Genomic DNA, 22,899 nt, shown 5'->3' on the forward strand with positions numbered 1-22,899 from the left:
ACAAAGATCGGGCTGACTGTCATACCTGGCGGGTAGGCTCGTACCAAGATGACAGAGGACCTCTCACCAGCTGAGCGATACCAGGCGTCCCGGGTGCGTGCGGCCGAACAGGCCACGGCCCTCGGGCCCTTCCGCGAGATGTACGAGTTCGGGCTGGACCCGTTCCAGACCGAGGCCTGCCAGGCCCTGGAGGCAGGGAAGGGAGTGCTGGTCGCGGCCCCCACCGGGTCGGGCAAGACGATCGTCGGCGAGTTCGCCGTGCACCTGGCCCTGCTGCAGGGCCGCAAGTGCTTCTACACCACGCCCATCAAGGCGCTGTCCAACCAGAAGTTCGCCGATCTGGTCCGCCGCTACGGCGCGGACAAGGTCGGCCTGCTCACCGGTGACAACAGCGTCAACGCGGACGCGCCCGTGGTCGTCATGACGACCGAGGTCCTGCGCAACATGCTGTACGCGGGCTCCCAGGCCCTGACCGGTCTCGGCTACGTGGTCATGGACGAGGTGCACTACCTCTCCGACCGCTTCCGGGGCGCGGTCTGGGAGGAAGTGATCATCCACCTGCCGGAGTCGGTGACCCTGGTGTCGCTCTCGGCGACGGTGTCCAACGCCGAGGAGTTCGGCGACTGGCTGGACACCGTACGCGGTGACACCCAGGTGATCGTCTCCGAGCACCGCCCCGTGCCGCTCTGGCAGCACGTGATGGCCGGCCGGCGGATGTACGACCTCTTCGAGGAGGAGACCGACCACGGGGGCCGGGGGACCGGCAGGCGCGAGGTCAGCCCCGACCTCGTCCGTCTCGCCCGGATGGAGAACCAGCGCGGTTACAACCCGCGCGACCGGCGGCGCGGGAAGATGGTCCGGGAGGCGGACCGCGAGCGTGAGCGCCGTCAGCGCAGCAGGATCTGGACACCTTCCAGGCCCGAGGTCATCGAGCGGCTCGACTCCGAGGGTCTGCTGCCCGCGATCACCTTCATCTTCAGCCGGGCCGGCTGCCAGGCGGCCGTCCAGCAGTGCCTTCAGGCCGGACTCCGGCTGAACGACGAGGACAAGCGCCGGCTGGTGAGGGAGATCGTCGAGCAGCGGACCGCGTCCATCCCCGGCGAGGACCTGCACGTCCTCGGTTACTACGAGTGGCTCGAAGGCCTGGAGCGGGGCATCGCCGCACACCACGCGGGGATGCTGCCGACCTTCAAGGAGGTCGTGGAGGAGCTCTTCGTGCGCGGCCTGGTCAAGGCCGTCTTCGCGACCGAGACGCTCGCCCTGGGGATCAACATGCCCGCGCGCTCGGTGGTGCTGGAGAAGCTCGTCAAGTGGAACGGCGAACAGCACGCCGACATCACACCCGGCGAGTACACCCAGCTGACCGGGCGGGCCGGACGCCGAGGCATCGACGTCGAGGGCCACGCGGTCGTGCTCTGGCAGCGCGGCATGGACCCCGGCGCTCTCGCCGGGCTCGCCGGAACGCGCACCTATCCGCTGCGCTCCAGCTTCAGGCCCTCGTACAACATGGCCGTCAACCTCGTGCAGCAGTTCGGGCGGCACCGTTCACGGGAGCTGCTGGAGACCTCGTTCGCCCAGTTCCAGGCGGACCGGTCCGTCGTCGGGATCTCCCGGCAGGTCCAGCGCAACGAGGAAGGTCTCGCCGGCTACAAGGAGGGGATGACGTGCCACCTCGGCGACTTCGAGGAGTACGCGCGGCTGCGCCGCGACCTCAAGGACCGCGAGACCGAGCTGGCCAAGCAGGGCGCGGCCCAGCGGCGTGCGGCGGCGGCGTCCTCCCTGGAGAAGCTGAAGCCCGGTGACGTCATCCACGTGCCCACCGGCAAGTTCGCCGGTCTCGCGCTCGTCCTCGACCCGGGCCTTCCGGCCGGGCGGACGAACGGCCATCGCGGGCTCGAGTACCACGACGGACCGCGTCCTCTGGTGCTCACCGCCGAGCGGCAGGTGAAGCGCCTGGCCCAGATCGACTTCCCGGTGCCGGTCGAGGCGCTGGAGCGGATGCGGGTGCCCAAGTCGTTCAACCCGCGCTCCCCGCAGTCACGCCGCGACCTAGCCTCCGCCCTGCGCAGCAAGGCGGGCCACATCGACCCGGGGCGGCACCGCAAGCAGCGGGCCGCCGCGGCCGACGACCGCGAGATCGCCAGGCTGCGCACGGAACTGCGCGCCCACCCCTGCCACGGGTGCGACGAGCGGGAGGACCACGCCCGCTGGGCGGAGCGCTACCACCGGCTGCAGAGGGACACCCGGCAGCTGGAGAACCGCATCGAGGGCCGGACGAACACCATCGCCCGCACCTTCGACCGGATCGTGGCGCTCCTGACCGAGCTCGACTACCTGCGGGGCAACGAGGTCACGGAGAACGGCCGCCGGCTGGCACGGCTCTACGGCGAGCTCGACCTGCTCGCCAGCGAGTGCCTGCGGGACCGCGTCTGGGAGGGGCTGAACCCCGCCGAACTCGCCGCATGCGTCTCGGCGCTGGTCTACGAGGCGCGTCAGGCGGACGACGCCGTCGCCCCCAAGCTGCCCTCGGGGCCGGCGAAGAAGGCGATGGGCGAGATGGTCCGCATCTGGGGGAGGCTCGACGCCCTGGAGGAGGACTTCAAGATCAGCCAGACCGAGGGGGTCGGCCAGCGCGAACCCGACCTCGGTTTCGCCTGGGCGGTCTACATGTGGGCCTCCGGGCGGACGCTGGACGAGGTCCTGCGCGAGGCCGAGATGCCGGCGGGGGACTTCGTCCGGTGGTGCAAGCAGGTGATCGACGTGCTCGGGCAGATCGCGGCGGCGGCTCCCCGGGACGGTAGTTCGGTGTCGAAGAACGCCCACAAGGCGGTCGACGCGGTACTCCGGGGAGTGGTGGCGTACAGCTCGGTGGGGTGAGCCCCGGCCGCTCCCGCGCACACCGGCCGTGAAGCGCGGGAGCGGCCGACGGGTCCCGGAGAAGCACGGGAGCGGCCACAGGCTCAGAGGCCTGTGGCCGCTCTCTCGCTTCCGCTCTCGTGTGCGCTTCTCTTGCGTGCTTCGGTCAGGTCCTGGCCGCCTTCGTCCTCGTTCCGCGCTTCTTCCCGCTCATCAGCGAGAGCCCCGCACAGGCTGCCCCCAGCACGATCGTGAGGCCGCCGACGATGACGTTGGTGAGGATCACGCCCATGTCCGGGCTCTGTCCCACGACCCATGGCGACACGATGAGCCATGCGCCCAGCGCCACGATGGCCAGGCCCGCTCCGGTCATCCGGCCGGGCATGGCGGTGAAGCAGAGCGCCAGCACCGCGATGGCGATGCCGATGACGAGGTTGTGCGGGACCAGGGAGGGCTGGCTCCCGGTGAAGTGGAGCACCCACGGGGAGACGGCGCAGAACAGGCCCGCGAGCAGCAGCGGGGCGGCCGCCATTCCTGCGGAGCGTCCGGTGCTGCTCTCGGCGCCACCGCTCATCACACGGTCGTGACGCTCCCGCATCTCATCCGCGTCGGGGTGCCGGGACATATCCCGTTCGGCATGATCTCTGCCGGTGTGCATGGAAACGTCTCTCTCGGTCCGGCTCGAGACGTCCCTTCCGGAGTGGGCGAGGTTACTCATGAGGATGGTCTCCTTCGCGCTTTCTCGAAGGCCGCAGCCGGAAGGCCGGTGCGGTCGTCCCTTCTCCTCACCAGTGTGCTCTTATCTGACCCTTATGTGTAGTTTCCTGGTGTTTTCATCCTGCGATTCCGTCGAGGCGCGGAGCCGGTGACGCCAGGTCGGAGGCGCTCGGCACCCGGGCCCGTATTCCGGCAGCGGCGCATGGAGAGGGTCAGGTCACGTTCACCACGACCGAGTGCCATCCGGTCGCGCCGTCGGGCACGGTACCGACCCGCTTCTCCGTCTGGGTGGCTCCGGTGCGGTCGGTCGCACGGACTTCGAGCGTGTGGTTGCCGGTGGTCGCGGGCCACTCCCACACCCACTGACGCCAGGTGTCACGTCCCGCCTCGGCAGCCAGGCGCGCGGTGTGCCACTCGCCGCCGTCGACCCTGACCTCGACCCGCTCGATGCCCCGGTGCTGGGCCCAGGCGACACCCGCCACGGGCACCTTCCCCGCCTTCGGGGAGGCGAAGGGACGCGGGGTGTCGATGCGGGACTCGGTCTTGATCGGGGCCTCGCGCGACCAGTCGCGCTTGACCCAGTAGGCGTCGTACGAGTCGAACGTGGTCAGCTCGACGTCCTGGATCCACTTGCACGCCGAGACGTAGCCGTAGAGACCGGGCACGACCATCCGCACGGGGAACCCGTGGTCGAACGGCAGGGGTTCGCCGTTCATGCCGACTGCGAGCAGCGCGTCGCGTCCGTCCATGACGTCCTCGACCGGGGTCCCGATCGTCATGCCGTCCACGGAACGCGCCACGATCTGATCCGCGGGCCCGCCCTCGGACGGAGGCTTCACCCCCGCCTCCCGGAGCAAGTCCGCCAGCCGCACACCGATCCAGCGAGCGGTGCCCACGTACGGACCGCCCACCTGGTTGGAGACACAGGTCAGCGTGATGTCACGCTCGATCAGCTCGCGCCGCAGCAGGTCCTGGAAGCTGAGAGTGACAGGCCGCGCCACCCCCTTGCCGTGGACGCGCAGCCGCCATGAGTCCGCGTCGACACGCGGGACGACGAGGGCCGTGTCCACCCGGTAGAAGTCCTTGTTCGGGGTCACGAACGAACTCAGGCCGCGGATCCCCAGATCGGTGCCGCGCGGTATCGCCGGTGCCGGAGAGGCCGGCGCCGGGAGGGTGATGTCCCCCCGGGAGGCGGAGACCCCGGCCAGCTGGGACGCCTGGAGCCGACGCCCCAGGAGCCCCGCACCGGCCGAGGCCGCCGCTGCCGCGGTCGCCGCGATCACGAATCCGCGGCGGTCGAAGGCGCCCGGGGCGATGTCGTCCGTCTCCCCAGCCGCGGGAGGCGGAGCGCTCACCGGGGCCAGCCGTGCGGCCAGGAGGTACAGGACCCCCGCGGCCACCAGCGCGCCCACGACCGAGGGCAGCGCGTCGCCCGGACGCCCCTCGGGGCGCCCGGCCGCCGACACCGCCCCGACCACACCGAAGACCAGAACGGCCGCGGAACCCACACGTCGGTGCCGCGACGCCAGGACACCGACCGCCATGGCGAAGAGCGCCAGGAGGACGAGGATCCCGAGCTGCAGCACCAGCTTGTCGGAGGTGCCGAAGTTCCGTACGGCGAAGTCCTTCACCGCAGGGGGAGTCCGGTCGATGACCGCCCCGCCCACCGCGGTGACCGGACCCGCCTCGGGGCGCACGGCCGCGGCGACCAGCTCGGCCACGCACAGGGCGGTGAACCCTGCGATCAGACCGCTGAGCGCGGCGAGAGCCCCCCGCGCCAGTCGGGCACGCCCGGGCCCGGAGGCCCCCTGTGTCTGCGGATCGTTCAGGTCTGTCGTCACATCAGGGGTTCGGCGCCCGGGGCACCGCGGATTGGCCTCTCACCCGATCGAAGGAAGTCCGATCATCGGCCAATCCATGACGCCACCAGCACCGAATCACCGCTGAGGGGCGCTGGAGCGGCGCCCCCGCGACGCGTGGAACACCGGAGGGAAGCGAATGACGACGGAGCGGCGGCGCACGGCCGTGGTGGGGAGCGGGGTGGCGGGACTGACTGCCGCGTTCGTCCTGGGGAAGGCGCACGACGTGACGCTCCTGGAGGCGGACGTACGGGTGGGCGGACACGCCCACACGCACGAACTGACATCGCCGGACGCCCGGATCCATCGGGTCGACTCCGGCTTCATCGTGCACAACCGGCGGACCTACCCGAACCTCCTGCGGCTCTTCGACGAACTCGAAGTGGCCACGCAGGAATCGGAGATGAGCATGTCCGTGCGCTGCGAGGGCTGCGGACTCGAGTACGCCGGAGCCCGCGGCCCCGCCGGGCTCCTCGCCCGGCCGGGATCCCTGGTCAACGGCCCCTACCTGAAGATGCTGACCGAGGTGCCCCGCTTCCACCGGGCGGCCCGGGCACTGCTCGCCATGCCGGAGGGGACCGGGGTCATGACCCTGGGCGAGTTCGCCGAACGAGGCCGCTTCTCCCCGTACTTCCGCGCACACTTCCTGACCCCCATGGTCTCCGCGGTCTGGTCCTGCGATCCGGTGACCGCGCTGCGCTACCCCGCCCGCTATCTCTTCAGGTTCCTGGAGCACCACGGGATGCTCTCGATCGGCGACTCGCCGGTCTGGCGGACCGTCACCGGGGGGTCGCGCGAGTACGTCGACCGGATCGTCAAGCAGGTGCACTCCGTGCGGACCGGAGCCCATGTCAGGACCGTCCGCAGGCACGACGACGGCGTGGAGATCGTCACCAGGGACGGCGCCACCGAGGAGTACGACGCGGTGGTGATCGCCACCCACCCCGACCAGGCCCTGGCCGTGCTCGCCGACCCCACGGAGGAGGAGCGCCGCACCCTGGGCGCGTTCCGGTACTCCCGCAACCCCACGCTCCTGCACACCGACACCACCCTGCTGCCGGACAGCTGGGGAGCGGCCGCCTCCTGGAACTACCTCATGCCGTCCTGCGCCGCCGACGCCGACCGGGTCACCGTCAGCTACGACATGAACCGCCTCCAGCGCCTGGACGCCCCCGAACGCTACGTCGTCACACTGAACGGCGCCGACCGGGTGGACCCGGACCTCGTGCGGGCCCGCATGGTCTACGAACACCCCGTCTTCACCCCGGAGTCGGTGGCCGCGCAGGCCCGGCTCCCCGGACTCTCCGGCCCCGTCGTCGCCTACGCGGGCGCGTACCACGGCTGGGGCTTCCACGAGGACGGCTGCCGTTCGGGGGCCGAGGCAGCCGCCGCTCTCGGGGTGGTCTGGTGAGCGGCGCCCTCTACCCCTGCACCATCACCCACGTACGGACGGCGCCCCGCAGGTACGCCCTGCGGCACCGCACCTACCTGTGGCTCATCGACCCGGACCGTCCGCCCCGTCTGCCGGCCCCGCTGCGCCCGCTCGCCCGGTTCGACGCGCGCGACCACTTCGGGGGCACGGCCCCCACCGTCCGGGCCGGACTCGAACGCTTCCTCCGGGCGCGCGGCGTCGACCTCGCCGACGCCTCCGTCACCATGCTCACCCAGGCACGGGTCCTCGGCCACGTCTTCAACCCGCTGACGGTCTACTGGTGCCACCGCCCCGACGGCACACCGCTCTGCGTGGTGGCCGAGGTGCACAACACCTACGGGCAGCGCCACTGCTACCTGCTGCGACCGGACTCCTCCGACCGTGCCGTGACCGGCAAGGACTTCTACGTCTCGCCGTTCTTCCCGGTCGACGGCGAGTACCGGATGAGGCTCCCCCCGCCCGGCCGGCGGCTGAACCTGACGGTTCATCTGGAGCGTGAGGGCATACGTCCCTTCACCGCGACGGTCCGGGGCGACAGGCGCCCCGGCACGCCCGCCCAACTCGTCCGGCTGTTCCTGCGCCACCCCTTCTCCACCGCCGTGGTGTCCGCCGCAATCCGGTTCCACGGCGTCCGGCTGTTCCTGCGCCGGCTCCCCGTACAGCCACGTCCCTCTCATCCCACCCAGGAAGGCATGCAGTGAAGATGCCCACCTCACCCACTTCCCGGACTGCGCCGACCGCCACCGGCACCATCCCCGCCCAGGCGCGGACCGCGACGGCCCGGCCCGCCCGCGTCGACGCGAGCCGCTGGCCCGACGTCGCCGCACAGCCGAAGGCCTCGGCGGTCAGGACCGCGGTGGCCGAACGGCTCGTCCGGCACGCCCTGTCCCGGCTCCCGCTGCGCGCGAGGCTCGCCGGCCGCGACAGCATCGGCCTGGGCGGTCCGCTCATGGAGATCCGCAGGCCCGACGCCTTCTTCCGGCGGATCGGCGCGAGCGGGCTCATCGGCTTCGGGGAGTCGTACATGGCGGGGGAGTGGGACTCGCCCGACCTCGTGGGGGTGCTGACCGTCCTCGCGGGAAACGCCGCGGGGCTCGTACCCGCACCGCTGCAGAGGCTCCGGAAGCTCTGGGCACTCCGGCAGCCGGCGGCGCAGGCCAACACCCCCGAAGGGGCCCGCGACAACATCAGCCACCACTACGACCTGTCGAACGACCTGTTCGCGCTCTTCCTCGACGAGACCCTCTCGTACTCCTCCGCGGTCTTCCGCGGCTTCCCCGCGGAGCACGAACTGCTGCCCGCCGCCCAGCACCGCAAGATCGACAGACTGCTGGACCTCGCCCGGGTCGGCCCCGGCACCGAACTCCTGGAGATCGGCACCGGCTGGGGCGAACTCTCCGTACGCGCGGCGGCGCGCGGCGCCCGTGTCACCACCCTCACCCTCTCCCGCGAGCAGCAGGAACTGGCCAGGGCCCGAATCCGCGAGGCCGGGTACGAGGACCGCGTCGACGTGCGGCTGTGCGACTACCGCGACGTCACCGGGGAGTACGACGCGATCGTCAGCGTCGAGATGATCGAGGCCGTCGGCGTGGAGTTCTGGCCCGTCTACTTCCGGACCCTGGAACGCCGCCTGGCCCCCGGCGGGCGCGTCGCGCTCCAGGCGATCACCATGCCGGACGACCGGATGCTCGCCAGCAACAGCACCTACACCTGGATCCAGAAGTACATCTTCCCGGGCGGGATGATTCCCTCAGTCGAGGCGGTCGAGCGCGTCACCACCGCGCACACCGCGCTGCGCACGGAACAGTGCGACGGCTTCGGCATGCACTACGCCGAGACCCTGCGGCTGTGGAGGGAACGCTTCGAGGAGCGCGCCGACCGGGTCGACGCGCTCGGCTTCGACGCCACCTTCCGCAGGATGTGGACCTTCTACCTCGCCTACTCCGAAGCCGGATTCCGCTCCGGCTACCTCGACGTGCAGCAGATGCTCCTGATCCGTGAGGACACCGCGTGAACACCGCCATCGCCACCGACACCCCGGTCACCGGAGCCGCCCGGCGGATCGCGCCGGTCATCGAGCAGTTCCTCGGCGGGCCGCCGCCGGTCCGCATCAGGATGTGGGACGGCAGCGAGACCGGCCCCGCGGACGCGCCGACCGTGCACGTGCGCTCCCGCAGGGCGCTGCGCAGACTGCTGTGGCAGCCCGGTGAACTCGGCCTCGCCGAGGCCTACATCACCGGCGACATCGATATCGCGGACGACCTCGCCGCCGGGCTGCGCGCGATGCGCCGGGCAGCCCGGGACCAGGGACTCCAGCTCCCCCGGCCCCGTCTCGCCGACCGGGTCCGCGCCGCCGGCACCGCTCTGCGCCTCGGAGCCGTCGGCCCCCGCCCGCCCGTCCCCGCGGCCCGCGCGGGCCTCAGCGGGGCGCTGCACAGCAAGGCCCGCGACCGGGCGGCCATCAGCCACCACTACGACCTGTCGAACGCCTTCTACTCCCTGCTCCTCGACGAGACGATGGCCTACTCCTGCGGTTACTGGACCGGCGTGGGACCGGAGTACGGCCCGGCCGACGCCCAGCGGGACAAGCTCGAACTGATCTGCCGCAAGCTCGGACTGACGCCCGGCGCCCGGCTGCTCGACATCGGATGCGGCTGGGGCTCCCTCACCCTGTACGCGGCGGCGGTGCACGGGGTCCGCGTCACCGCGGTGACCCTCGCCAGGGAACAGGCCGCACACGTGCGCGCCCAGGTGGCCGAGCGCGGCCTGGAGGAACTCGTCGAGGTGCACGACTGCGACTACCGCGACGTAGCCCGGCTTCCCGGATTCCAGGGCGGCTACGACGCGGTGTCCACCGTCGAGATGGGCGAGCACGTCGGCGACGCCGAGTACCCGGCGTTCACCGCGCTGCTGCACTCGGTGCTCCGGCCACGGGGCAGGGCCCTGGTCCAGCAGATGTCCCGCGGCACCACCGCGCCCGGCGGCGGGGCCTTCATCGAGTCGTACATCGCACCGGACATGCACATGCGCCCCGTCGGGGAGACGGTCGAACTCCTGGAGGGCGCCGGGCTGGAGGTACGCGACGTGGAATCGATGCGCGAGCACTACGTCCTGACCGTCGAGGCCTGGCACCGCACCCTGGAGGAACGCTGGCCCCAGTTCGTCGCCCTGGTCGGTGAGGAGACCGCCCGGGTCTGGCGGCTCTACCTGGTGGGCGGCGCGCTGGCGTTCGAGGAACGCCGGATGGGAGTCGACCAGATCCTCTCCGTACGGCCCGACGCCGGCGGCACGGCGGGCGTGCCCGCCACCCGCCACGGCTGGTACGAGGGTCTCGGCTCCGCGGCCGCGGGCAAGGGGACCGCGCGATGAACGGCTTCGCGTGGGCCGCGTTCGCACAGAACCTGGCGGCGGCCGCGGCCGTCGCCCTCGCGGTCATGCTCGTGACCTTCCTCGTCGCCCTGCGCAAAGGCGTGCACCGGATCGTCGACGTGGCCTGGGGGGGTCGGCTTCGCCGCCGTCGCCCTCGTCTCGTACGCGGCCTCCGCGGGCGACGGCGACGGGGGCCTCCGTCTCCTGGTGACCGTCCTGACCGTCGTCTGGGGGCTGCGGCTGGCCGTGCACATCGGCCGCCGCGGCCGCGGCCACGGGGAGGACCCGCGCTACGAGGCCATGCTCGCGAAGGCCCCGGGCAGCCCGGCCCTGTACGCCCTGCGCAAGGTGTACCTGCTGCAGGGCGCGCTGGTCTGGCTCGTCTCGCTGCCGGTGCAGGCCGGGATGTACCTTGCGGGGCCGCTCGGCGCCTGGGCCTGGGCCGGCGCCGCGGTGTGGGCCCTGGGAATCCTGTTCGAGGCGGTCGGCGACGCACAACTGCACCGCTTCAAGAGGGACCCGGCGAACAAGGGCCAGATCATGGACCGGGGGCTGTGGTCCTGGACGCGGCACCCCAACTACTTCGGCGACTTCTGCGTCTGGTGGGGGCTGTTCCTGATCGTCTGCGCGAGCCCGGGGGCAGCCGCGGCCACCCTCGTCTCGCCCGTGGTGATGAGTCTGCTGCTCACCAAGGGAAGCGGAAAGGCGCTCCTGGAGCGGCATATGGAAGGAAGGCCGGGGTACGCGGAGTACGTGGCCCGGACCAGCGGATTCCTCCCCCTCCCGCCGAAGCGCTGAACACGGCCGTGCCCCCGCCCGGCGCGCGTCTCGCGCGGGAGGACGGGGGCACGGCCGTGCGCGCGGTCAGGCGTCGCGGAACTCCATCACGGCCAGCGGCTCGGTGGTCGGCTGTTCGGAGCCGCCCTCCGGCTCGACGGTGATGCCCATGCCGGATGCTCCGTCCACGGGCCCGTCCAGCAGCACCGCCTCGTCGGTCGCCGACGGATTCATCAGACCGGCCGGACGCATCACACCGCCGTCGTCGTACCAGAGTTCGTAGACCTTGCCGCTGGGCGGCTGCGCCAGGTCCGAGGCGAGGAACACCGCCCGGTCGACGCTCCTGGAGACCACGACGGTGCCCCGTGCGCCGTCCGCCAGTTGCGACGCGGTCGTCGTGGCGTCGGGCGCCGTGAGGACCCGTGCCACCTGCGCGTTGTGCTCCTGGGCCCGTGTCGCCTCCTGCCTGGCGTCCTGGGCGACCTGGTTCTGCCAGACGGCGACCCCGCCGAAGGCCGCCGCGGCGGCCACGCAGGCGGCCAGGGCGAACGTGGTCCACCTCCCGGCCCGCCCGGCGGCCGACGTCCCGGAGCGGGCCCCGCGCCCCTGCGAGGGCGCCTCCTGCCGCACGGTCGTGATCTCCCGCAGCACCCGCTCACGCAGCACGGCCGGCGGGGCGGCCGAGACCGCGAGCCCGAGCCGGGCGGCGGTGGCGGACAGCTCCCGGACCTCCTGGGCGCACGCCTCACAGGCGCTCAGATGCCGCTCGAACGCGAGGCGTTCGTCGTCCGGCAGCGCGTGCAGGGCATAGGCCCCGGTCAGCGTGTGCAGCTCGGCCGTCGTCATGCGCTCACCCCCAGGCAGTCGCGCAGCCGGATCAGTCCGTCGCGCAGCCGTGTCTTGATCGTTCCCAGCGGTACGGAGAGCAGCTCACCGACCTCGCGGTAGGTCAGCCCCCGGTAGTACGCCAGCGTCACCGACTCGCGCTGGATCTCGGAGAGCGTCCGCAGACAGCGCCGGACCTGCTCCCGCTCCAGCCGGCTCTCGACCTGCTCGGAGACCTCGTCGAAGTCGGGGGTGCGGTCCAGCAGTGCGGCCTTGTGCTCACGGGCAGCCGTGGCCTCGGCCGACCTCACCCGGTCCACCGCCCGGTGATGCGCCAGCGTCAGCACCCAGTTCATGGCGCTCCCGCGGGACGGCTGGAAGCGCGGGGCGGTCCGCCAGACCTCCACCAGTACCTCCTGGGCCACCTCCTCCGACTGCGCCGGGTCGCGGAGCACGCTCCTGACCAGGCCCAGAACCGGCCCGCTGACGTGGTCGTACACCTGGGTGAAGGCGTCCTGGTCGCCACGGGCGACCTGGACCAGCAGATCCTCCAGGCCGGGGCCCGGCGAGCGGACCCCACTGATGTGTACGGCTTCTCTCACGCGGACGGTCCTCCCGGAGCACACAACGGTTTCGTGGTTGATTCGGAGCCGGGGCCCCGGCGGATTGGTCGGAGGTCACGCACAACCGTGCGGCCGCCGGCCTCCGGACCGGGTCCGCGGCTCCGGGGCGGCGCGGGTGCCGCCGAAGCCGCCCGGCCGAAGCCTGGATCCTACGGCCGTACGGACGACCACGGAGACGGCCCACCGGCGTACGCGGCCCGCCCGGGACGTCCCCGACACGGCGAACCCGGTCACGCCCTCGGGCCTGACCGGGTTCGCCGCCGTGCGGGAGGAGGGGGCCGGTGTTACGCGGCGCTCTCCTCCTCGCGCTCCACCTGCTCGTTCCACTCGCGCTTGACCGCGCGCCACGCCTCGTCGTCCTGACCCAGGCGCCAGTAACCCGAGATCGACAGCTGCGGCAGGGGGATGCCGCGCTCCAGGCGGAGGTGGCGCCGGATCTCCTTCACGAAGCCGGCCTCGCCGTGCACGAACGCCTGGACCTCGCCCTCGGGGAACTCCAGTCCGCGCACCGCCTCGACGAGCGCCGCGCCGACCGGGCGGTCGCCGCGGTGCAGCCAGGTCACCGTGACGCCGTCCGGAGCCACGAGCTTCTGCTCCTCCGAGGCGTCCGGGACCTCCACGAAGGTGTGCGCCACGGCGCCCTGCGGCATCTGCTCCAGCGACGCCGCGATGGCCGGGAGCGCGCTCTCGTCGCCCACCAGCAGATGCCAGCCGGCCGAGGCCTGTGGGGCGTAGCCCCCGCCGGGGCCCAGGAGGGTCGCCAGGTCGCCGGGGACCGCCCGCGCCGCCCAGGGGCCCGCGAGGCCCTGGTCCCCGTGCACCACGAAGTCGATCGCGAGCTCACGCGCCGAGGGGTCCCAGGAGCGGACCGTGTAGGTGCGGGTGGTCGGCCACAGCTCGCGCGGGTACTCCTCCCGGATCGCCGCCATGTCGAAGGGGTGGGAGTACTCCGCGCCCTCCGGCGCGAAGCACAGCTTGACGTAGTGGTCGGTGTATCCGTCGAGCTCGAAGTCGGCAAGGCCCTCGCCGCCGAGGACCACCCGCACCATGTGCGGGGTGATCTGCTCGGTGCGCAGAACCTGGGCCCCCCGTGCCTTCGGGGTCCGGCGTTGCGGCTGCTCTGCCACGTGGTTCTCCCTGCTCTGAGCATGCATGAGGTCATCTTCGACTTAGGTATACCTAAGCTAGCACCTCACGCCTGGAGCGTGACGAGCAGGCGCTGCACGGCGTTGCCCAGGCCCCACCTCGCCGTGAGGGCCTCCAGGGCCGCGGGGTCGCGGGGCTCCCGCGGAAGCCCCGGCTCGAAGGCGGGCAGCGGTACGTCGCCGGCCACGCGGACGACCTTGGGTGCGACCGCGATGTAGTCCCGGGCCTCGTCGAGCCGCTTGCGCTGGGACGGGGTCAGGCGTGCGGAGGGGTCGTCCACCGCGGCCATGATCCCCGCCAGATCGCCGAAGGCGTCGAGCAGCTTCGCCGCCGTCTTCTCGCCGATCCCGGGCACTCCCGGCAGCCCGTCGCTCGGGTCGCCGCGCAGGAGGGCCAGGTCGACGTATCCGGCGCCGTCGACGCCGTACTTGCCGCGCAGCCAGGCCTCGTCCGTCACCTGGAGCGTCCCCACGCCCTTCAGTGGGTACAGCACGCGGACCTCGCGGGCGTCGTCGACCAGCTGGTAGAGGTCGCGGTCCCCGGTCACGATGTCGACCGGGCCCGTGGCGCGCCCGGCCAGTGTGCCGATCACGTCGTCCGCCTCGTACGACGGGACGCCCACGCGGGCGATGCCGAGCGCGTCGAGCACCTGCTCGATGACGGGGACCTGCGGCGAGAGCGTGTCGGGGATCTCCTCCTCGTCCGGAACCCCGCCGGCGGTCTCGACGGCCACCCGGTGCGCCTTGTACGTCGGGATCAGGTCGACCCGCCACTGCGGGCGCCAGTCCGCGTCCATGCAGGCCACCAGGTCGTCGGGGCGGTGGTCCTGCACCAGCCTGGCGATGAAGTCGAGCAGTCCGCGCACGGCGTTGACCGGGGTGCCGTCCGGTGCGCGCACCGAGTCCGGGACGCCGAAGTAGGCGCGGAAATACAGGGAAGCGGTGTCGAGGAGCATCAGGCGTCGCGTCACACCCCAGATGATGCCGCACCGCTCCGACGACGAGCGCCGGGAAGGCGTCCGGTTCCCGCTCCGGCCGCACGATTCAGGTGAACTGGATCACACAGGTGTTTGGGTCGCGTAAGCAGGGGCAGGCGCGGCACCGGAGCGGACCACGGCCATTTTCCAGTGTGCCCGTGCTCTGCGGGAAGACTCCGCACCGCTCCACGGTCTGCCCGCGGGGGTGGCGGACCGTTTCGGTCCAACGCGTGAGGTGTATGTGTCCAGGCTGCAAGCGGAACACCTGTACAAGGTGTTCGGCAGACGACCCGATCAAGCCGTGAAGAAGCTCGAGGGCGGAACCTCGCGTGACGAGCTGCGTGCCGACGGAACGACGGCAGCGGTGATCGACGCCTCGTTCACCGTGGAGCCGGGCCAGATCTTCGTCGTCATGGGGCTCTCCGGATCCGGGAAGTCCACCTTGCTGCGGATGCTCAACGGCCTGCTGGAGCCCACCGCGGGCCGGGTTCTCTTCGACGGTCAGGACCTGACCGCGCTGAGCTCCCGCGACCTGCGCGAAGTCCGCTCCACCAAGATCAGCATGGTCTTCCAGCACTTCGCGCTCTTCCCCCACAGGAGCGTGCTGGAGAACGCGGCGTACGGCCTGGAGGTCCAGGGTGTGCCGCGTGCCGAGCGGGAGGCCCGCGCCACCGAGGCTCTGGAGCTGACCGGCCTCGCCGGCTGGGAGAAGTCCTGGCCCGACGAGCTGTCCGGCGGCATGCAGCAGCGCGTGGGCCTGGCCCGCGCGCTCGCCACCGACGCCGACCTGCTGCTGATGGACGAGTCCTTCAGCGCGCTCGACCCGCTGATCCGCCGTGACATGCAGGACCAGCTCCTGGAGCTGCAGAAGCGCCTGAAGAAGACGATCGTCTTCATCACCCACGACCTCAACGAGGCCATGCGCCTCGGCGACCGCATCGCCGTGATGCGTGACGGCGAGATCGTGCAGCAGGGCAGCGCCGAGGACATCCTCGTCCGCCCGTCCAACGACTACGTCGCCTCCTTCATCCAGGACGTCGACCGGTCCAGGGTGCTCACCGCCGGTTCGATCATGGAGGCGCCCGAGACCGGTGTCTCCGACACGGACCTGCTGGCCGACGCGCCCGCGACCGTGACCTCGGAGACCCCGATCGCGGAGCTCTTCACCCCCTGCTCCACCAGCGGGGCGGCCGTGGCCGTCACCGGTGAGGACGGCGACCTCATAGGCGTCGTCCCGCGCGACCGGCTTCTCGCCGCGCTCGGAGAGGAACCGAAGGTGGACGCCCCGGCCGAACCGGTCCCGGCGCAGCGTGCGGAGAAGGTGACCGCCGGTGCCTAGGCTGACCTTCGGTGCGTGGGTCGAGGACGCGGTCGACTGGCTCCAGTCGAACCTCACCTGGATCTTCGACTTCATCAAGACCGTGCTCGGCGGCATGTACGACGGCGTCAACGCCGTGCTGAGCGGTGGCGAACCCCTGCTGATGGCCGGGATCCTCGCCGTCATCGCGTTCTGGCTGCGCGGGATCGTCCCCGCCGCGCTGACCTTCGTCGGATTCGCGCTCATCGACTCGCTCGACCTCTGGGACGAGGCCATGGCCACGCTCTCACTGGTGGTGGTGGCAGCGGTCATCACCATCGTGATCGCGGTGCCCATGGGTATCTGGGCGGCACGCAACAGCCGGGTCAGCGCCGCCCTGCGGCCTGTGCTCGACGTCATGCAGACGATGCCCGCCTTCGTCTACCTGATCCCCGGCGTCATGTTCTTCGGCGTCGGCGTCACCCCCGGTGTGATCGCGACGATCGTCTTCGCGATGCCCCCGGGCGTCCGGATGACCGAGCTCGGCATCCGGCAGGTCGACGGCGAACTCGTCGAGGCCGCCGCGGCCTTCGGCACCACGCCCAAGCACACCCTCACCCGGGTGCAGCTGCCGCTCGCCCTGCCGACGATCATGGCCGGGATCAACCAGGTCATCATGCTGGCCCTGTCGATGGTCGTCATCGGCGGCATGGCCGGTGCCGGCGGTCTCGGTGAGAAGGTCTACGCCGCGATCACCCAGCTCCAGGTCGGCCTGGCCGCCGAGAGCGGTATCGCCGTCGTCATCCTCGCCATGTACCTGGACCGGATGACCGGCGCGCTCAACGAGCGCGTCTCCCCCCTCGGCCGCCGCGCCGCGGCCAAGGCCGCCGCCGGCGCGCGCAAGCTGCGGTTCACGCACTACAAGCCGGGAACGGCCGTCGCCATGACCGGTGTCATCGTCCTCGCGCTCGTCGCGGGCGGTCTGAACATCGCGGGATCCGCCGGCTCCGGCGGCGCGCAGGCCGGCGGCACGGACGTCGGCAAGGGCCAGAAGATCAACATGGGATACATCCCGTGGGACGAGGGCATCGCCTCCACCTTCCTCTGGAAGGAGATCCTGGAGCAGCGCGGTTTCGAGACCGGGATGACCCAGCTCGACGCCGGTCCGCTCTACTCCGGTGTCGCCCGCGGTGACGTCGACTTCCAGACCGACTCCTGGCTGCCCACCACGCACAAGGACTACTGGGACAAGTACAGCGACCAGCTGGACGACATGGGCGCCTGGTACGGCCCGACGTCGCTGGAGCTGACGGTTCCGTCGTACGTCAAGGGCATCGACTCGCTCGAGGACCTCAAGGGCCAGGGCAAGAAGTTCGACGGCAAGATCATCGGCATCGAGTCGAGCGCCGGGATGATGGGCACCCTCAACAAGAAGGTGCTCAAGGACTACGGCCTGGACGGCGAGTACAAGGTCGTCTCGTCCAGCACCTCGTCGATGCTGGCGGAGCTGAACCGGTCGATCCAGAAGAAGGAGCCGGTGGTGGTGACCCTGTGGTCGCCGCACTGGGCCTACGACAAGTACGACCTGAAGAAGCTCAAGGACCCGAAGGGCGCCTGGGGCAAGGGCGAGCAGGTCCACACCGTCGCCCACAAGGGCTTCGCGAAGAAGTCGCCGGCGGTCGCCAAGTGGCTGAAGGACTTCAAGCTCAGCGAGAAGCAGCTGACCAGTCTGGAGAACGAGATCCAGAACGCCGGTGAGGGCAAGGAGCAGGACGGTGTCCGCGCCTGGCTGAAGAAGAACCCCGGCCTGGTCGACAAGCTCGCACCCGTGCCCGGTGGGGCGAAGAAGCAGGGCAAGGACGCGGGCAAGACGGTCAACCTCGGGTACTTCCCGTGGGACGAGGCCATCGCCAGCACCTACCTCTGGGAGAACATGCTGGAGGACCGCGGTTACAAGACCTCGGTCAAGCAGCTCGACCCCGGCCCGCTGTACACCGGTCTGTCGCAGGGCCAGCTCGACGTCCAGTTCGACTCCTGGCTGCCGACGACGCACAAGGAGTACTGGGAGCGTTACAAGGACAAGCTCACCGACCTCGGGTCCTGGTACGGGCCGACGTCGCTGGAGCTGACGGTTCCGTCGTACGTCAAGGGGATCGACTCGCTCGAGGACCTCAAGGGCCAGGGCAAGAAGTTCGGCAACAAGATCATCGGGATCGAGTCGAGCGCCGGGATGATGGGCATCCTGAACGACAAGGTGCTCAAGGCGTACGGCCTGGACGGCGAGTACAAGGTCGTCTCGTCCAGCACCTCGTCGATGCTGGCGGAGCTGAACCGGTCGATCCAGAAGAAGGAGCCGGTGGTGACGACCCTGTGGTCGCCGCACTGGGCCTACGCGAAGCACGACCTGAAGAAGCTCAAGGACCCGAAGGGTGCCTGGGGCAAGGGCGACGAGATCCACACGGTCGCCAAGAAGGACTTCGCCAAGGACTTCCCGGAGCTCACCGGCTGGCTGAAGGACTTCAAGCTCACCGACGCCCAGCTGTCCTCGCTCGAGGCGGAGATCCAGAAGGGCGGCGCCGGGAACGAGAAGGAGTCCGCCCGTCACTGGATGGACGCCAACCCGGACGTGATCGACAAGCTGGCCCCGGTCAAGGGCTGATCCGTACGGACCCGGACGTGGCCGGGACGCGAGTGCGCGCCACCCGCTGATCCACGAGCACCCGCTGGTCCGCCGGCGACTAAGGGGACGGCCCCGGTAGCGAACCGGAGCCGTCCCCTTCAGGCTTGTCCCAAGGAGTCCCCGAAGGTCTCGCGTCCGCCCACTTCCGCTCCATCGCGCGAACGACATGCGTAGGGTGCTGGGAACCGGGAGGATTGGTGATCCGGGGAGGGAGCCGGACATGGACGAGAAGGAAGCCCTTCGGGTGGGTGCCGCGGTCCGCCGACGCCGCAGGACCCTCGGGCTGACGCTGGCGGCGGTGGCCGGGCGCAGCGGGCTGTCCGTGCCGTTCCTCAGCCAGATCGAGAACGAACGGGCCAGACCGAGCCCCCGCTCACTGGACCGGGTCGCCCAGGCGCTCGAGACCACGACCGCGCGCCTCCGTGCCGCGGCCGACTCGGCCCGTGCCGTGGACCTGGTGCGCGCCGAGGAGAGCGACGGCGTGCACCGGCTGGTGCGCGGACGTCACCAGCTCAGCGCGCTGGAGTTCATCGGTGAGCAGGACCTCGGGCGCGAGTTCCAGCACCGCAACGACGAGGTGATGTACGTGGTGGAGGGAGCCGTCGACGTGGAGGCCGAGGGACAGGCGCACCGCCTGGCCCGCGGGGACACCCTCTTCCTCTCCGGAGGGGTCAGGCACCGCTGGCGGGCCACCGTCGAGGGCACCCGGCTGCTGGTCGTCTCCGTGGCCGAGCACATCGACGCGACCTACGACTCGCGTCGCTGACGGGAGCCGCCGGTGCGAGTCGTCTCCCTGGTCCCCTCGCTCACCGAGGCGGTCGCCGTGACCGCCCCGGGACTGCTGGCCGGCGTCACCGACTGGTGCACCCACCCGGCCGGACTGAGCGCCGCCCGCGTCGGCGGCACGAAGAACCCGGACACCGCTGCCGTCGCGGCCCTGAGGCCCGACCTGGTCCTCGCCAACGAGGAGGAGAACCGGGAGCCGGACCTGGCCGCCCTGCGGGAAGCCGGTATCGAGGTCCTGGTCACCGAGGTCCGTACGCTCGACCAGGCCTTCACAGAGCTGGAGCGGGTCCTCACCGCGTGCGGGGCCGCGCCCCGCCCACGGTGGCTCGACGAGGCCGAGGCGGCATGGGCGGCGCTGCCACCCCCTGCCGTACCTCCGCGTCCGGCGGTCGTGCCCGTCTGGCGCCGGCCCTGGACGGTGCTCGGCCGCGACACCTTCGCGGGTGACCTGCTGGCCAGGCTCGGCGTGCGGAACGTGTACGCGGACCATCCCGACCGCTACCCCCGCGTCCCCCTGGACGAGCTCAACACCTGCGGGGCCGGACTGGTGGTGCTGCCCGACGAGCCCTACCGCTTCACGGCCGAGGACGGACCCGAGGCCTTCCCCGGGATGAGAGCCGCACTCGTCGACGGACGCCATCTCACCTGGTACGGACCGTCGCTGGCCGAAGCGGCCGGGGCGCTGGGAGCAGCGCTCCGCTGAACAGCCCGCCCAGTGTCCGTACGCCGGCGACCGCCCAGGCGGTCACCAGCAGCGCGTACAGCGCCACGGCCAGCCACGTGTACGCGTCGAGCCCGGTGTGCCGGGACAGTCCCGCCGCACCGGTGACACAGGTGCCGACGGGGAAGGTGAAACCCCACCACGTCATCGTGAACCGCATGCCGCGCCGCACCGCGCGCACCACCATCGCGGCGGACAGGGCCAGCCACAGCAGGGCGAAGCCCATCACCGGGACCCCGTACAGCACCGCGAACGCGCCGAAGGCCGAGGTGTACGGCGCCCCTATCGCCCCCGGCGCCACATCGGCCAGCTGGTTGACGGCGGTCGTGGACTGCCCCAGCGGCCCGAGCACGAGGAACAGCGTGGGGGTCAGCGCGAGCGGCAGCGGTCCCTGGTGCAGCAGCCTGGCGAAGACCAGCGGCACGACCACCAGCGTCGCCAGCAGGGACAGTCCGAACATGGCGTAGCAGGCCAGCAGCAGCGCCTCGCGCCACTGCCCGGCCGGCAGCTCCGGCACCAGCAGGGGTCCCACGGCCGCCGAGACCATGGGGGCCACCAGCGGCAGCAGCCAGACCGGGGACGCGTCGGCCGGGGCGGGCCGGTGGCGTACGACCATGAGATACGGGATCACCACGGCGGCGGCGAGAGCCGCGACCGTGCCGCCGGTGAACAGCACGGCGTCCACGGCGACGGCCTCGCGGTGCCCGAGGAGGTCCCGGCCGACCGCCATCGTGGCGGCTCCCACCGCGAGCAGGGCCATGGGGAGACAGCCGTAGAAGGGGGCGACCGCCGCGTCCCGGAGGTGGGCGCGGGCCTGGTCCCGGTGCAGCAGCCAGTGCCCCGCGCGAGCCGCGAGCACGGTGACCAGCAGGACCGCGGAGAGCGCCCACACCGTCACGCAGACCGTACGCAGACCCGGGACCCGCACCGGCAGCGCGGCGCCCGCGGTCGCGACGATCGCGGTGCCCATGACCGTCGCGTACCAGTTGGGGCCGATGTGCCGCAGTGAGGGGAGCGGGGGAACGGCTGGGGCGAGGGGGAGTGCCCCGGTCTTGGTCTGCGGAAAGATGGCCATGCCACGATTCTCCGAGTGCCCGCCGCCGGCCACCAGGGAGCGTGCGGCTATGAGGTCATAAGCTGGTCTTATGACCAGTCCGCAGTCCGTGCCGTCCTCCCTGCCCCACCGGGTCCCCGACCTGGGCGCCATGGTGCTCCTGCTCGCCGTGGCGCGGCACGGGAGCCTGGGCCGGGCGGCGAAGGAGGTCGGCATCAGCCAGCCCGCCGCCTCCAGTCGCATCCGGACCATGGAACGGCAGCTCGGGGTGGCTCTCCTGGACCGTTCCCCGAGCGGCTCCCGGCTGACCGACGCGGGCGCCCTGGTCACCGACTGGGCCCGCCGGGTCGTCGAGGCGGCTGAGGCGTTCGACGCGGGAGCCCAGGCACTGCGCGACCGGCGGGACTCCCGGCTGCGGGTGGCGGCGAGCATGACCATCGCCGAATACCTGCTGCCCGGCTGGCTGATCGCCCTGGGAGCCGAACGCCCGGGCACCGCCGTGTCCCTGCTCGCGGGCAACTCCGCCACGGTCGCGCTGCGGCTGCTGGCCGGCGAGGCCGACCTCGGCTTCGTCGAGGGCCTCTCGATACCGGAGGGGCTGGACGGCACGGTGATCGCACACGACCGGCTCGTGGTGGTCGTCGCCCCCTCCCATCCGTGGGCCCGCCGGCGTACCCCGCTGACCCCCGGCGAACTCGCGGCGACACCGTTGATCCTGCGTGAGTACGGCTCGGGCACCCGGCAGGTCCTGGACGCCGCGCTCGCCGTCCACGGCGGTCTGGCGCGTCCGCTGCTCGAACTCTCCTCGACCACGGCGGTGAAGGGAGCGGCGGAGAGCGGCGCGGGTCCCTGCGTGCTGAGCGAACTCGCCCTGGGGGAGGAGCTGTCGGCCCGGCGCCTGGTCAAGGTCCCGGTCGTGAGCGTACGGCTGAGGCGCCAGCTCCGCGCGGTGTGGCCCTCCGGGCACCGGCCCACGGGCCCGGCCCGCGACCTGCTGTCGCTGACCGCGCACGCGGTGGGGGCGGTACGCGGCTGAGCGGCCCGGCCCGGGTGCCGCGGCGTTCATGTGCCCGGCGCCCCCCGTTCACCCTCCGTCCGGGCAGGAGGCGGGTGCCTGACACCCGTGAGACGCACATCACCATCCGCTTCGCGGGCTTGGTCGGGATCGTGCGCACATGCACCCGTGTAAAGGTGTGGACCGCCCTTCCCCTTCCTCCCTACGGTCGGCACGCGACCGCAACGTGTGATCATCGCCCTGCGGCGCTCGGAAGAAGGAGCCGGGATGTCCCGACGCGCCCGCGCCGGTGGCCGGTACCGTCCCGCAGCCAGGATCGGCTCAGGCCGGCGCCCCGCCGGAGGGCGCTGATGGCAGAGGACCGGGATGCGGACCGCCCGTACTGGAGCATCGACATGCCCGGGCTCGACGAGCACCGCGCGGCCGAACTGGCCGGCCTGGTCCGGCGGTCGGACGCGGGGATCATGGCCACGCCGGTCGATCCACGGTTCTGGCTCACCCTCCACCTGGACCGGGAGACGGTCGAAGTGATCCGGGAGGCTCTGGCCGCCGCTCCCGCGACCGCGGTCACCGCCGCCCTGGTGGAGAGCTTCGACGAGTGGCTCGACCGCCCCGCTGACACGGGAGCCGCACCGCGGGCGGGCCGGTCGGCACACGGTGGGGAGGACGGAGCCGGCGGGCCCTGAGAGGTGCCGCGCCCCCTCCCACCGGGCCTGGGGCGCCCGCATCGAGCGGACGCGATCGGCCTGCTGAAGGGCCGGGGCGG

General features: G+C 71.6%; 18 protein-coding genes and 1 pseudogene. 12 read left to right on the top strand and 7 right to left on the bottom strand.

The window, feature by feature from the left end; translation table 11 throughout:
- The first annotated feature begins 48 nt into the window (after positions 1-48).
- A complete protein-coding gene (locus tag ACFXOA_RS03640) occupies positions 49-2,877 on the top strand; it encodes a DEAD/DEAH box helicase (RefSeq protein ID WP_385021872.1) in 2,829 nt (942 codons plus the stop codon).
- A 145-nt stretch (positions 2,878-3,022) separates the two neighbouring features.
- Here the strand turns inward: ACFXOA_RS03640 and ACFXOA_RS03645 are convergent, their stop codons facing one another.
- On the bottom strand, positions 3,023-3,430 hold the full coding sequence (locus ACFXOA_RS03645; RefSeq protein WP_385021875.1) for an SPW repeat protein: 408 nt from the start codon (positions 3,428-3,430) through the stop codon (positions 3,023-3,025).
- A gap of 355 nt (positions 3,431-3,785) precedes the next feature.
- Complete coding sequence (locus ACFXOA_RS03650; protein WP_385022101.1) at positions 3,786-5,354, bottom strand: sulfite oxidase; 1,569 nt, start codon at positions 5,352-5,354, stop codon at positions 3,786-3,788.
- Positions 5,355-5,571: 217 nt separating this feature from the next.
- Between ACFXOA_RS03650 and ACFXOA_RS03655 the strand changes: the two genes are divergently transcribed.
- The 5 genes and pseudogenes from ACFXOA_RS03655 to ACFXOA_RS03675 all read left to right on the top strand — a co-directional run bounded on the left by ACFXOA_RS03655 (position 5,572) and on the right by ACFXOA_RS03675 (position 11,031).
- The gene (locus ACFXOA_RS03655; protein WP_385021878.1) at positions 5,572-6,843 is read left to right on the top strand and encodes an NAD(P)/FAD-dependent oxidoreductase; all 1,272 of its coding nucleotides are present in this window, start codon (positions 5,572-5,574) and stop codon (positions 6,841-6,843) included.
- A complete protein-coding gene (locus ACFXOA_RS03660) occupies positions 6,840-7,565 on the top strand; it encodes a DUF1365 domain-containing protein (protein WP_385021881.1) in 726 nt (241 codons plus the stop codon). The genes ACFXOA_RS03655 and ACFXOA_RS03660 overlap by 4 nt, the downstream gene beginning before the upstream one ends.
- Before the next feature lie 2 nt (positions 7,566-7,567).
- On the top strand, positions 7,568-8,878 hold the full coding sequence (locus ACFXOA_RS03665) for a class I SAM-dependent methyltransferase (RefSeq protein ID WP_385021884.1): 1,311 nt from the start codon (positions 7,568-7,570) through the stop codon (positions 8,876-8,878).
- Entirely contained in the window at positions 8,875-10,233 is a 1,359-nt protein-coding gene (locus ACFXOA_RS03670) for a class I SAM-dependent methyltransferase (protein WP_385021887.1), read from the top strand. Before ACFXOA_RS03665 ends, ACFXOA_RS03670 begins: the two co-directional genes overlap by 4 nt.
- Positions 10,230-11,031, top strand: a pseudogene (locus tag ACFXOA_RS03675) (DUF1295 domain-containing protein). The gene ACFXOA_RS03670 and the pseudogene ACFXOA_RS03675 overlap by 4 nt, the downstream one beginning before the upstream one ends.
- Before the next feature lie 66 nt (positions 11,032-11,097).
- Here the strand turns inward: ACFXOA_RS03675 and ACFXOA_RS03680 are convergent.
- From ACFXOA_RS03680 to ACFXOA_RS03695, 4 genes are all read right to left on the bottom strand, one after another.
- Positions 11,098-11,856, bottom strand: coding sequence for an anti-sigma factor domain-containing protein (locus ACFXOA_RS03680; RefSeq protein ID WP_385021890.1), 759 nt, complete (start codon positions 11,854-11,856; stop codon positions 11,098-11,100).
- Positions 11,853-12,437 carry a sigma-70 family RNA polymerase sigma factor gene (locus tag ACFXOA_RS03685; RefSeq protein ID WP_385021893.1) on the bottom strand — a complete coding sequence of 195 codons (585 nt, stop codon included), beginning with the start codon at positions 12,435-12,437 and terminating at the stop codon, positions 11,853-11,855. The genes ACFXOA_RS03680 and ACFXOA_RS03685 overlap by 4 nt, the downstream gene beginning before the upstream one ends.
- Positions 12,438-12,742: 305 nt before the next feature.
- Positions 12,743-13,585 carry a siderophore-interacting protein gene (locus ACFXOA_RS03690; protein ID WP_385021896.1) on the bottom strand — a complete coding sequence of 281 codons (843 nt, stop codon included), beginning with the start codon at positions 13,583-13,585 and terminating at the stop codon, positions 12,743-12,745.
- A 65-nt stretch (positions 13,586-13,650) separates the two neighbouring features.
- Entirely contained in the window at positions 13,651-14,559 is a 909-nt protein-coding gene (locus ACFXOA_RS03695; RefSeq protein WP_385022103.1) for a 5'-3' exonuclease H3TH domain-containing protein, read from the bottom strand.
- Positions 14,560-14,821: 262 nt separating this feature from the next.
- Between ACFXOA_RS03695 and ACFXOA_RS03700 the strand changes: the two genes are divergently transcribed.
- The 4 genes from ACFXOA_RS03700 (at position 14,822) to ACFXOA_RS03715 (ending at position 20,046) form a co-directional block, all read left to right on the top strand.
- Complete coding sequence (locus ACFXOA_RS03700) at positions 14,822-15,919, top strand: glycine betaine/L-proline ABC transporter ATP-binding protein (RefSeq protein WP_385021899.1); 1,098 nt, start codon at positions 14,822-14,824, stop codon at positions 15,917-15,919.
- A complete protein-coding gene (locus ACFXOA_RS03705) occupies positions 15,912-18,536 on the top strand; it encodes an ABC transporter permease/substrate binding protein (RefSeq protein WP_385021902.1) in 2,625 nt (874 codons plus the stop codon). The genes ACFXOA_RS03700 and ACFXOA_RS03705 overlap by 8 nt, the downstream gene beginning before the upstream one ends.
- Positions 18,537-18,777: 241 nt before the next feature.
- On the top strand, positions 18,778-19,323 hold the full coding sequence (locus tag ACFXOA_RS03710; RefSeq protein WP_385021905.1) for a helix-turn-helix domain-containing protein: 546 nt from the start codon (positions 18,778-18,780) through the stop codon (positions 19,321-19,323).
- A gap of 12 nt (positions 19,324-19,335) precedes the next feature.
- On the top strand, positions 19,336-20,046 hold the full coding sequence (locus tag ACFXOA_RS03715) for a helical backbone metal receptor (RefSeq protein ID WP_385021908.1): 711 nt from the start codon (positions 19,336-19,338) through the stop codon (positions 20,044-20,046).
- On the opposite strand, the gene ACFXOA_RS03720 is transcribed toward ACFXOA_RS03715, so the two are convergent.
- The gene (locus ACFXOA_RS03720) at positions 19,985-21,139 is read right to left on the bottom strand and encodes a TDT family transporter (RefSeq protein ID WP_385021911.1); all 1,155 of its coding nucleotides are present in this window, start codon (positions 21,137-21,139) and stop codon (positions 19,985-19,987) included. The genes ACFXOA_RS03715 and ACFXOA_RS03720 overlap by 62 nt on opposite strands.
- A gap of 70 nt (positions 21,140-21,209) precedes the next feature.
- Between ACFXOA_RS03720 and ACFXOA_RS03725 the strand changes: the two genes are divergently transcribed.
- Positions 21,210-22,154, top strand: a complete 945-nt coding sequence (locus ACFXOA_RS03725) for a LysR family transcriptional regulator (RefSeq protein ID WP_385021914.1) — start codon at positions 21,210-21,212, stop codon at positions 22,152-22,154.
- Positions 22,155-22,483: 329 nt separating this feature from the next.
- On the top strand, positions 22,484-22,819 hold the full coding sequence (locus tag ACFXOA_RS03730) for a hypothetical protein (protein ID WP_385021917.1): 336 nt from the start codon (positions 22,484-22,486) through the stop codon (positions 22,817-22,819).
- The last annotated feature ends 80 nt before the right edge of the window (positions 22,820-22,899 follow it).

The sequence above is a fragment of the Streptomyces sp. NPDC059166 genome (assembly GCF_042755185.1).
Classification (GTDB): domain Bacteria; phylum Actinomycetota; class Actinomycetes; order Streptomycetales; family Streptomycetaceae; genus Streptomyces.

What these genes read in the sequence shown, in the direction of transcription:
- ACFXOA_RS03640 (WP_385021872.1), top strand. Translation starts at nt 49, where the DNA reads ATGACAGAGGACCTCTCACCAGCTGAGCGATACCAGGCGTCCCGGGTG.
- ACFXOA_RS03645 (WP_385021875.1), bottom strand. Translation starts at nt 3,430, where the DNA reads ATGAGCGGTGGCGCCGAGAGCAGCACCGGACGCTCCGCAGGAATGGCG.
- ACFXOA_RS03655 (WP_385021878.1), top strand. Translation starts at nt 5,572, where the DNA reads ATGACGACGGAGCGGCGGCGCACGGCCGTGGTGGGGAGCGGGGTGGCG.
- ACFXOA_RS03665 (WP_385021884.1), top strand. Translation starts at nt 7,568, where the DNA reads ATGCCCACCTCACCCACTTCCCGGACTGCGCCGACCGCCACCGGCACC.
- ACFXOA_RS03680 (WP_385021890.1), bottom strand. Translation starts at nt 11,856, where the DNA reads ATGACGACGGCCGAGCTGCACACGCTGACCGGGGCCTATGCCCTGCAC.
- ACFXOA_RS03695 (WP_385022103.1), bottom strand. Translation starts at nt 14,559, where the DNA reads ATGCTCCTCGACACCGCTTCCCTGTATTTCCGCGCCTACTTCGGCGTC.
- ACFXOA_RS03710 (WP_385021905.1), top strand. Translation starts at nt 18,778, where the DNA reads ATGGACGAGAAGGAAGCCCTTCGGGTGGGTGCCGCGGTCCGCCGACGC.
- ACFXOA_RS03720 (WP_385021911.1), bottom strand. Translation starts at nt 21,139, where the DNA reads ATGGCCATCTTTCCGCAGACCAAGACCGGGGCACTCCCCCTCGCCCCA.
- ACFXOA_RS03725 (WP_385021914.1), top strand. Translation starts at nt 21,210, where the DNA reads ATGACCAGTCCGCAGTCCGTGCCGTCCTCCCTGCCCCACCGGGTCCCC.
- ACFXOA_RS03730 (WP_385021917.1), top strand. Translation starts at nt 22,484, where the DNA reads ATGGCAGAGGACCGGGATGCGGACCGCCCGTACTGGAGCATCGACATG.